Origin of the sequence: Vibrio sp. RW, assembly GCF_027587105.1 — a bacterium.
In the GTDB taxonomy this organism is placed as follows: domain Bacteria; phylum Pseudomonadota; class Gammaproteobacteria; order Enterobacterales; family Vibrionaceae; genus Vibrio; species Vibrio toranzoniae.
Genome location: NZ_JAPPTM010000066.1, coordinates 1 through 1,638, shown reverse-complemented (window position 1 = coordinate 1,638; position 1,638 = coordinate 1). Strand labels below are relative to the sequence as shown.

The 1,638-nt window shown below is 48.4% G+C and carries 1 protein-coding gene; it reads right to left on the bottom strand.

Annotated features, from left to right (window positions below):
* Window positions 1-39: 39 nt before the first annotated feature.
* Window positions 40-1,574 (bottom strand): IS3 family transposase gene (locus OCT63_RS21295; RefSeq protein ID WP_419836411.1). Its coding sequence is split into 2 segments (ribosomal slippage): window positions 40-1,121 and window positions 1,121-1,574, totalling 1,536 coding nucleotides; the frame shifts between segments, so codons are not numbered across the junction.
* Between the last annotated feature and the right edge of the window lie 64 nt (window positions 1,575-1,638).

The window sequence follows — 1,638 nt, the reverse complement described above, 5'->3', positions numbered from 1 at the left end:
CGGCGTTTTTCAAGGTAGTTGTCATCATTTGCTTGCTTATTAAGCAGCTTCTCTTTCTGGATTTAGGTGAACTTCACCAACTGGTTCACAGTTCCTGATATCACTAGGCCAACGCTCAGGTTTTCGCTGCTTTGCTGCGAGCAATACCTCAGCTCGGCGCTTCAAGATCTCTTCATCTTGTCCATTATGACGCTCTGAAGGCGTGACATAATTTAGCTTACTGTGCTTGTGTTCGGTGTTGTACCAGCGCACGAAGGCTTCAACCCAACTTCGACTGCTGTTGAGATTTGCAAAGCCCTTTGTCGGCCAGCTTGGCATGTACTTTACCGTGCGGAACAACGATTCAACATACGGGTTGTCATCACTGACTCTTGGGCGGCTATACGATGAAGTGATACCTAGCTCATCCATCTTCGCTTTGAACGTCAGCGATTTCATGGGCGCACCGTTATCCGAGTGAAGTACCAGCGGTTGATTGAAGCACTGCTCTCGCATCAACGTTCGTTGCAGGAGTTGTGACGCTAACTCACCGCACTCACGTTCATACACCTCATAACCCACGATTTTTCGGCTGTAGATATCCTCTATGACGTACAGATAATAGTGTTGGCCTCGAACCTTTGAAGGCAAGTAAGTGATATCCCATGTGTAGACTTGATTCGAGCCTGTCGCCGTATAACTCGTTGGCTTCGCTTGCTTTTGTCTACTCCTCTGACGGCCTCGGTTGTGAAGTTGTCCTTGTGCACTCAGTACTCGATAATAGCTCGACTCTGAGGCGATATATTCCCCTTTATCAAGCAGTGTCGGTACGATTTGAGTCGGAGGTAAGCTCGCGAACTCTGGGCGGTTACATACCTCGATAATCGCATCACGCTCTTGCTGCGAGAGCTTGTTAGCTGGCTCTGCTCTGGCACAGGTCGGCCTTTTATCCGCCTGAACCTCTCCTTGTCGATACCATCGACGATACGTTCTCACGTCAATTTGAACCTCATGACAAGCTCGTTCTAAGCGGCAACCGCTTTGCTTGGCATCGTGGATAAGAGCAATCAGGTACTGCCTTTCATCGGTTGAGGTTAGTCGTCCTCTGGCTCTTCCCCGTAAAAGGCTCTGAGCTTTTTTCGTAGAACCAACAGGGCAGCAGTTTCAGCCAGTGCCTTTTCTTTGTGGCGTAATTCTTTCTTTAGCTCTTTGATTTCAAGCTTATCCGCTTTGGCCTGCTTCTTTGCTTCCGCTTCCCGCTCTTTACTCGACATAAACCCCTGCATACATTCGCTGCGCCAGCTTTGGACTTGTTCAGGAAACAGACCTTTTTCACGACAATATTGGCTGAGTTCATTCTCGGTCATCGAGTAAGTCTCGGCGACGATGGCAAGTTTAGTTTGAGCAGACCACTGCTCTGTTGAAGTGTTGCTGTTTGGCACTGCGGCTCCTGAACGTCTGAGTTGCTGTCTCCAATGATACAGGGTCGCGGTGCTAATGCCTTCTTCTTTTGATAATTGGCTTACTGACATGGAGTATGGAGGCAGTAGCTTCTTCAATATGGCTTCTTTTCTTTCTGCTGGAATACGAGACAAGGTTCACCCATTACCGCCCATACTGGTTAAATTTTAACAGTGACAACTATCCTGCCAGAGGGGG